Source organism: Pseudomonas sp. R5(2019) (assembly GCF_009905435.1).
Classification (GTDB): domain Bacteria; phylum Pseudomonadota; class Gammaproteobacteria; order Pseudomonadales; family Pseudomonadaceae; genus Aquipseudomonas.
In genome coordinates this window covers 45,939-52,945 of record NZ_JAAAMT010000040.1, presented here as the reverse complement: position 1 = coordinate 52,945, position 7,007 = coordinate 45,939, and the positions used below count along the sequence as shown (strand labels likewise).

Below are 7,007 nucleotides of genomic sequence, written 5' to 3'. Positions count from 1 at the left end.
GAAGCAGCATCTTCAGCAATGCGGCTTTGCGTTCAGGTGAATAGTACGGCACGACCAGTCTCTTTCCGCCCCCGATATGCTTTTTCAGGAAAAACCGGAGAGGCGACAACTATCCTGACACCGGGGGTGTGATTCGTTTCGATATGCCAACCCTGGAGTCTTTATCGATGCCCCAATACATTGCTCTGACCAATAATTGCGATCTTCCTTGCCTCGCCATAGATAGCCACGCCCCGTTGGCTGATCTTCACCATAACGCCCTGCTGCGCATTCGAATCGCAACTCAACTACTGGAAAGCCTCGCCCGAAACGAACTGATGAGCGCCGACGGCACTGACTTGCAGTACGTCAGCCAGGCCACAGCAGTCCTGATGCGCGATGGCTGTGATCTGCTGGATGTGCTGGGGCGTAATCTTCCTCGGGATCGCGATACCACCGGCTGACTTTCGGACCCTCGACCAAACAAGTCGAGTTTTTCCCCGCCCTAAGCTACCCTGCCTCGATGTTTCGCGAGGTCAATCATGCACATTCATATTCTCGGTATTTGCGGCACGTTCATGGGTTCGCTGGCGGTGTTGGCCAAGGAGTTGGGCCATCGCGTGACCGGCTCCGACGCCAATGTCTATCCGCCCATGAGCACTCAACTCGAGGCTCAGGGCATCGAGCTGACTCAGGGCTATGATGCCGCCCAGCTGGACCCGGCACCGGATCTGGTGGTGATCGGCAATGCCCTGTCGCGCGGCAATCCGGCGGTGGAGTACGTGCTGAACAAGGGCCTGCCTTATGTGTCGGGCCCGCAGTGGCTGGCCGACCATGTGTTGCAAGGCCGTTGGGTGCTGGCTGTTGCCGGCACCCATGGCAAGACCACCACCAGCAGCATGCTGGCCTGGGTGCTCGAGCATGCGGGCATGAGCCCGGGCTTTTTGATTGGTGGAGTACCGCAGAATTTTTCGGTGTCGGCCCGTTTGGGCGGGACGCCGTTTTTTGTCGTTGAGGCCGATGAATACGACAGCGCCTTTTTCGACAAGCGTTCGAAATTCGTTCATTACCGCCCACGCACGGCGATCCTGAACAACCTGGAATTCGATCACGCTGATATCTTCCCGGATCTGGCGGCCATTGAGCGGCAATTCCACCACCTGGTGCGCACCATTCCAAGCGAAGGCCTGGTCATTCACCCGACCACCGAGCCTGCCCTGCAGCGGGTGATCGAGATGGGCTGCTGGACGCCGGTACAAACCACCGGTGTCGGCGGCCAGTGGCAGGTCAAGTTGCTGAGCGCCGACGGTTCGCGCTTTGAAGTCAGCTTCGAGGGCCAATTGCAAGGCGTGGTCGAGTGGGAATTGACCGGTCAGCATAACGTCGCCAATGCCTTGGCGACCCTGGCGGCGGCGCGCCATGTCGGCGTGGTACCGGCCATGGGCATCGCCGCGCTGAGCGCCTTCAAAAGCGTGAAGCGGCGCATGGAAAAGGTCGCCGACGTACAGGGTGTGACCATTTACGACGACTTTGCTCACCACCCGACTGCCATTGCCACCACGCTGGACGGCCTGCGCAAGCGCATCGGCGATGCGCCGCTGATTGCGGTGATCGAGCCGCGCTCCAACTCCATGAAGCTGGGCGCACACCGGGACGGTTTACCGGAAAGCGTCAAGGATGCCGACCAGGTGATCTGGTACGCCCCGCCGAATCTGGGCTGGGACCTGGCCGCGACGGCTGCCGAATGCGCGGTACCGGCCATCGTCGCCGACTCCCTTGAGGCAATCATTGCCCGGGTCAAAGGTCAGGCCAAGCCGGGCACCCATGTGGTGATCATGAGCAATGGCGGCTTCGGCGGGCTGCACGGCAAATTGGCCGAGGCGCTGAAATGAGTGGCCCGGATCGCATCACCCTGGCCATGACCGGTGCGTCGGGGGCGCAGTACGGTCTGCGCCTGCTCGATTGCCTGATCCGGGAAGACCGCGAGGTGCACTTCCTGATTTCCAAGGCCGCGCAGTTGGTGATGTCGACTGAAACCGACGTGCTGCTGCCAGCCAAGCCACAAGGTATACAGGCCTTTCTGACCGAATACACCGGCGCTGCCGCCGGGCAGATTCGTGTCTACGGCAAGGAAGACTGGATGTCACCGGTGGCCTCCGGCTCCGGCGCCCCGGCGGCGATGGTGGTGGTGCCGTGCTCAACCGGTACCTTGTCGGCGATTGCCACCGGCGCGTGCAACAACCTGATCGAGCGGGCGGCGGATGTGACCCTCAAGGAGCGTCGGCAACTGGTGCTGGTCCCGCGTGAGGCGCCGTTCTCCAGCATTCATTTGGAGAACATGCTCAAGCTGTCGAACATGGGCGCGGTGATTCTGCCGGCGGCGCCAGGTTTTTATCACCAGCCGCAGACCATCGACGACCTGATCGATTTTGTCGTGGCGCGGATTCTCAATGTGCTGAACATCCCGCAAGACATGTTGCCGCGCTGGGGCGAGCACCACATCGGCGGCGAAGAATGAAACGGCGACTGGTGTTGGTGGCGTTGGCCGTGGCGGTCCAGCTGGTGGGCTGTGCCACGGTCAGTACGCTGAATGCGGCCAAGCCCGGCGCGCCCATTGTGTATTCCGGTACACGGCTGGACCTGTATGCGATGAAGGGGGGATGTTGCCCTGAAGACAGGTTTGGCGTGGCGGCGCCCCGTTACCCGGCGCTGGACCTGCCCGGCAGCGCACTGCTCGATACCGTGCTGCTGCCGTTATCGGTATTGACCGTGCTCGGTGTCGAGTTTCAGGCCACAGGCGGTCTGTAGCCTGCCCCTCGCAGCTGGCAGCTATTGCTTGAGTTTGCCCAGCTTGCGCAGCTCCTCGGACTCCACGACGCGAATGCCCTCCTGTTCTTCCAGCGCCAGGCGCCACAAGGCCCTGGCCAGCTGGCAGGCTTCGATGCCGTGGTATTTGCCGGGAATCAACTTCGACAGCGGCGCCGCCAGGCGTTCGCCCAAACGAGGCTTGGGGCGGTTGCCCAGCAACAGGGAAGGCCGGACGATAGTCAGTTGTGGCCAGTCCTGCTCCTTGAGCGCCTGTTCGGTCTCACCCTTGACCCGGTTGTAAAAGATTGGCGAATGCTGGTTGGCGTCCACGGCGCTGATCACGATCAGGTGACGCGCGCCCAGTTCGCGTGCGCGTTTGCCGAAGGCCACCACCAGATCATGGTCCACTTCACGAAACGCTTCTCTGGAGCCGGCTTCCTTGAGGGTGCTGCCCAGGCAGCAGTAGGCGATATCCACCCGGCCGCCCAGCTGCGGCAGCAGTTCGGTGAACTTGCCCACCGGATTCTCCAGATGGGGGTGTTCGGCCAGGGGACGGCGCGACGGGGCCAGGACGCGGGTGATGGTCGGCTCATTGAGCAACCGATCCAGCAGGTGCTCTCCTGTCAAGCCGGTGGCGCCGGCAAGCAGTACGTGTTGGGGCGTCAAGTACATAATGTCTCTCCCTTGATACACACCAGCTTAGTGCTTGCGCGGCTATTTTGCCTCTTCTGAAGAATTACTTTGCAGGGCACGGCGGGCTTGCTGTTGACGCAATTGTTGCCAATGAGCGAGTACGCCTTTGGGCGCCCAGATCTGTGGTTCGGAGGCGTCGAAACCGTCAGTGATTTCTCTGACGGCCACTTGGGTGCGAGCCAGCTCGAAGGCCTGCTGCAAATCGTCGGTCTGGTTCAGGGCCTGGGCGAACAGCGCATTGCCGAAGTAGGTGAAATCCGCTTCTTCCGAGCAGCCGAACGACACCCGGTCGGCGCGCGAGGCAGTCATGATCACCGTCTTCTCATCCTTGAGCGCGGGGATAAAGCCACCTGAATAGCAGGCGGAGATGACGATCACTTTATCGCGGTTCTTCAGCGGCGCGAGCACGCTGGCAAGGTCGGCGGCAGGCAGGTCGGAGAGTTGCAGGCGTGGCACGTCCAGGACCAGTTCGTGTTCCTGGCTGCCGTGGCTGGTCAGGTAAATGAAGATCAGGTCTTCCGGGCCGCTGCGTTCGGCCAGGATGTGCACGGCGCGGGTCAGGGTTTCGCGGGTGGCGATCGGATGATCGGCCAAGTGATCGCGGTGGTTGACCAGGCTGATCTGGCCGAAGGCGCCAAAGCGGCTGGCCAGCATGCGGCTGACATAATCGGCCTCACGCATGAAGACACTCTGTTTGCCGTCGCCGGCCAGCGTCAGGCTGAACAGTTCAATGGCCGGGGTAGAGGCAGGCACGGCGGCCAGCGTCTGGTCGAGCAGGCGGCCCTGATTGAGCAACGCCAGTTCCAGCGAGTCTGGCAGCAGTTTGCCGTGTTCGTCGCGCACACGCTGGCCGTTGACCCATTGGCCCGACTGGACGCTGCCATCGGCCTGGATCAGGCGGCCCGAGCCTTGGTAAACATCATTATCGAGCTGGCCTTCATAAACGCTGCCGTCGGCCAATGCCAGGCGCCCGGCGCCGGAAAAGCGCCAGTCCTGAAAGCTGCCTTTGTAGTGGCTGCCATCGGCGGCGAACAACTCGCCCTTGCCGGTCAGCGCACCGTCCTTGAACTGGCCGATCCAGACATCGCCGTCGGCATTTTCGTAGCGGCCGCGGCCTTGCAGCTGGTTATGGTGAAAGTTGCCGATGTACTGGTCGCCCTCGGGGCTGTTGAAGGTGCCGCTGCCTTCCAGCTGGCCGTTGACGAAGGTGCCGGTGAATTCATTCCCGCTGGCGTCGCTGCGGGTGCCTTCGCCATTGGGTTTGCCCTTGGCGAACAGGCCCTGGTATTCGCTGCCGTCCTCCAGCTCCAAGTGGCCGGCCCCTGAATATTGGTCAGCCTTGAAGCCGCCGCGGTAGAGCAGGCCAGGCTCCTTGAGCGTGCCTTCGCCTTCGCGTCGACCCAGCTGGTAGCCACCGCTGTAGTGGCTGCCATTGGCTTGCAGGCTGCCTTGGCCGTGGAACAGGCCTTGCTGGAACTGCCCACGATAGACTTCGCCATTGCTGCCATGCCATTCGCCCTGGCCGTGCCACTGGCCGTTGAGGAACTGCCCGGCGTACCAGCTGCCATTGGGGTAGTCGATGCGCCCCTGGCCTTGCAGCACGCCATTGATCACTTCGCCCCGGTAGCGGCCGCCATCGGGCAAGCGAGCATCGGGAGGTGACAACGGCTCACCTTCGCCACAGGCGGCGAGCAGCAGTGTCAGGGCGAGGGGAAAGAGTGGGCGCATGGCTGGGTCCGGGCAATTGACGGCCCGAGTATGCCGCAGAATGTCATGCGAAACAGCCACCATGGCTGTTTCGCGTGGTGCTGCGGTTTTAAACGAAGCAGAGAGATAAAGGCTCGGCAATGTACGCCGGCTTTTCTTCGCCTTCGATTTCCAGCGTCGTGGTGGCCTTGAGCAGCCACTGGCCGGGCTTTTTTTCAATGGCTTCAGTGAGGTCGACTTTCAGCCTGACCTTCGAATTGACTTTGACTGGCTGGATGAAGCGCACGCTGTCCAGGCCGTAGTTGACGACCATTTTCAGGCCTTCAGGCAGGATCAGAATGTCTTCCATCAACTTGGGGATCAGCGACAGCGTCAAAAAGCCATGGGCAATGGTGGTGCCGAACGGGGTCTGAGCGGCCTTGACCGGGTCGACGTGAATGAACTGGAAATCCCCCGTGGCCTCGGCGAACAGGTTGATGCGCTCTTGATCAATCGTCATCCATTCGGAATGCCCCAGTTCCTTCCCAACATAGTCCTGAAGCGCTGCAATGGGTACATACGGCATACGACTCTCCTTGTTTGATCGATACGGACACATTTTGGTACGAGCGTCCAACGATGCTAGATCAGCATGGCTACGACGACCGGTCAAGCGTTCATGGGTGCGGCGAATGGCGGTGTATAGGCCACCGGGTGGCGTGTTTATAATGGTCGGCCATCGCGCGGGGAGTTATTTATGTTGTTACGGGGTTTGACGTGGCTGGTGCTGTTCCAGCTGCTGGGCACGGCGCTCAACCATGTGTTGGTGCCGGTTTTGCCAGGGCCGATCATTGGCCTACTGCTCTTGCTGATTTTTCTGATGGTCCGCGGCGAAGTGGGTGAGCCCCTGAGCCTGGCGTCGAGCAGTTTGCTGCGTTACTTGCCCCTGTTGCTGGTGCCGCCTGCCGTCGGGGTGATGGTCTATGCCGCCGACATCGCTGCCGATTTCTGGGCCATCGTCGGTACCCTGGTGTTGTCGCTGTTGATCGCGATTGTCGTGGCCGGGGTGTTGATGCAAAAGCTGATCGAGCGCCAGGCCCGTAGCGAGGACCGCCCATGAACCTGCTGGACTGGCACGGCGCCGTCGAAGCGGTCATCCATCATCCGCTGTTTGGCATCGGCATTACTCTGGGCGCCTACCAGTTGGTGCTGGCTGCCTATGAGAAAACCCGCTGGATATTCTTGCAACCGGTGCTGGTGTCAATGCTGGTGGTGGTGGGTGTATTGGTGGCCTGTGGCCTGACCTACGGCGAATACCGCAAAAGCACGGAAATCCTCAGCATTCTGCTGGGCCCGGCCACGGTGGCGCTGGCCGTACCGCTCTATCTCAATCTGCGGCGTATCCGTCAGTTGTTCTGGCCAACCTTTACTACGCTGGTAGTGGGCGGCGTGGTGGCGACCGGTGTGTGCTTGTGGCTGGGCGAGCTGTTCGGTGCCGAACACATGATTCTGATGACCATGGCGCCCAAGTCGGTGACCTCGCCGATTGCCATGCTGGTGGCCGAGCAGATTGGTGGCGTGGCCGCGCTGGCTGCCGTGTTTGTGTTGATCACCGGGGTGATCGGGGCGATTTTTGGTCCGGGGCTGTTGTCCTTGCTGCGAGTGGATAACCACGCGGCGCGGGGCATGGTGCTGGGCCTGACCGCACATGCGGTGGGTACGTCGGTGGCGTTGCAGGAAAGCGAAGAGTGTGGCGCGTTTGCGGCCCTGGCCATGAGCCTGATGGGCGTGGCGACCGCGGTTTTCCTGCCCCTGGCGGTCAGTCTGGTTGCTTAAGGAAT

The 7,007-nt window shown here is 61.4% G+C and carries 9 protein-coding genes; 6 read left to right on the top strand and 3 right to left on the bottom strand.

Going from position 1 to position 7,007, the window contains the following annotated elements; all coding sequences use genetic code 11:
• Window positions 1-167 precede the first annotated feature (167 nt).
• The 4 genes from GUY40_RS21635 to GUY40_RS21620 all read left to right on the top strand — a co-directional run bounded on the left by GUY40_RS21635 (window position 168) and on the right by GUY40_RS21620 (window position 2,787).
• Complete coding sequence (locus GUY40_RS21635) at window positions 168-443, top strand: short-chain dehydrogenase (protein WP_166570952.1); 276 nt, start codon at window positions 168-170, stop codon at window positions 441-443.
• Between the two features lie 78 nt (window positions 444-521).
• The gene (mpl, locus tag GUY40_RS21630) at window positions 522-1,871 is read left to right on the top strand and encodes a UDP-N-acetylmuramate:L-alanyl-gamma-D-glutamyl-meso-diaminopimelate ligase (protein ID WP_166570951.1); all 1,350 of its coding nucleotides are present in this window, start codon (window positions 522-524) and stop codon (window positions 1,869-1,871) included.
• Window positions 1,868-2,497, top strand: coding sequence for a flavin prenyltransferase UbiX (gene ubiX / locus GUY40_RS21625; protein ID WP_166570950.1), 630 nt, complete (start codon window positions 1,868-1,870; stop codon window positions 2,495-2,497). Before mpl ends, ubiX begins: the two co-directional genes overlap by 4 nt.
• Window positions 2,494-2,787, top strand: coding sequence for a YceK/YidQ family lipoprotein (locus GUY40_RS21620; protein WP_166570949.1), 294 nt, complete (start codon window positions 2,494-2,496; stop codon window positions 2,785-2,787). Before ubiX ends, GUY40_RS21620 begins: the two co-directional genes overlap by 4 nt.
• Window positions 2,788-2,808: 21 nt before the next feature.
• Here the strand turns inward: GUY40_RS21620 and GUY40_RS21615 are convergent, their stop codons facing one another.
• The 3 genes from GUY40_RS21615 to GUY40_RS21605 form a co-directional block, all read right to left on the bottom strand.
• Complete coding sequence (locus GUY40_RS21615) at window positions 2,809-3,459, bottom strand: NAD(P)H-binding protein (RefSeq protein WP_166570948.1); 651 nt, start codon at window positions 3,457-3,459, stop codon at window positions 2,809-2,811.
• A gap of 42 nt (window positions 3,460-3,501) precedes the next feature.
• Window positions 3,502-5,208 carry a C13 family peptidase gene (locus GUY40_RS21610; RefSeq protein ID WP_166570947.1) on the bottom strand — a complete coding sequence of 569 codons (1,707 nt, stop codon included), beginning with the start codon at window positions 5,206-5,208 and terminating at the stop codon, window positions 3,502-3,504.
• A gap of 88 nt (window positions 5,209-5,296) precedes the next feature.
• Entirely contained in the window at window positions 5,297-5,752 is a 456-nt protein-coding gene (locus GUY40_RS21605) for a MaoC family dehydratase (protein ID WP_166570946.1), read from the bottom strand.
• Window positions 5,753-5,923: 171 nt separating this feature from the next.
• Between GUY40_RS21605 and GUY40_RS21600 the strand changes: the two genes are divergently transcribed.
• Both GUY40_RS21600 and GUY40_RS21595 read left to right on the top strand, forming a co-directional pair.
• Window positions 5,924-6,286 (top strand): CidA/LrgA family protein, encoded by a 363-nt coding sequence (locus tag GUY40_RS21600; protein ID WP_166570945.1) that lies wholly within the window; start codon window positions 5,924-5,926, stop codon window positions 6,284-6,286.
• 5 nt (window positions 6,287-6,291) lie between these two features.
• The gene (locus GUY40_RS21595) at window positions 6,292-7,002 is read left to right on the top strand and encodes an LrgB family protein (RefSeq protein WP_166570957.1); all 711 of its coding nucleotides are present in this window, start codon (window positions 6,292-6,294) and stop codon (window positions 7,000-7,002) included.
• Window positions 7,003-7,007: the final 5 nt, after the last annotated feature.

What these genes read in the sequence shown, in the direction of transcription:
- GUY40_RS21605 (WP_166570946.1), bottom strand. Translation starts at nt 5,752, where the DNA reads ATGCCGTATGTACCCATTGCAGCGCTTCAGGACTATGTTGGGAAGGAA.
- GUY40_RS21610 (WP_166570947.1), bottom strand. Translation starts at nt 5,208, where the DNA reads ATGCGCCCACTCTTTCCCCTCGCCCTGACACTGCTGCTCGCCGCCTGT.
- ubiX (WP_166570950.1), top strand. Translation starts at nt 1,868, where the DNA reads ATGAGTGGCCCGGATCGCATCACCCTGGCCATGACCGGTGCGTCGGGG.
- mpl (WP_166570951.1), top strand. Translation starts at nt 522, where the DNA reads ATGCACATTCATATTCTCGGTATTTGCGGCACGTTCATGGGTTCGCTG.
- GUY40_RS21600 (WP_166570945.1), top strand. Translation starts at nt 5,924, where the DNA reads ATGTTGTTACGGGGTTTGACGTGGCTGGTGCTGTTCCAGCTGCTGGGC.
- GUY40_RS21615 (WP_166570948.1), bottom strand. Translation starts at nt 3,459, where the DNA reads ATGTACTTGACGCCCCAACACGTACTGCTTGCCGGCGCCACCGGCTTG.
- GUY40_RS21620 (WP_166570949.1), top strand. Translation starts at nt 2,494, where the DNA reads ATGAAACGGCGACTGGTGTTGGTGGCGTTGGCCGTGGCGGTCCAGCTG.
- GUY40_RS21635 (WP_166570952.1), top strand. Translation starts at nt 168, where the DNA reads ATGCCCCAATACATTGCTCTGACCAATAATTGCGATCTTCCTTGCCTC.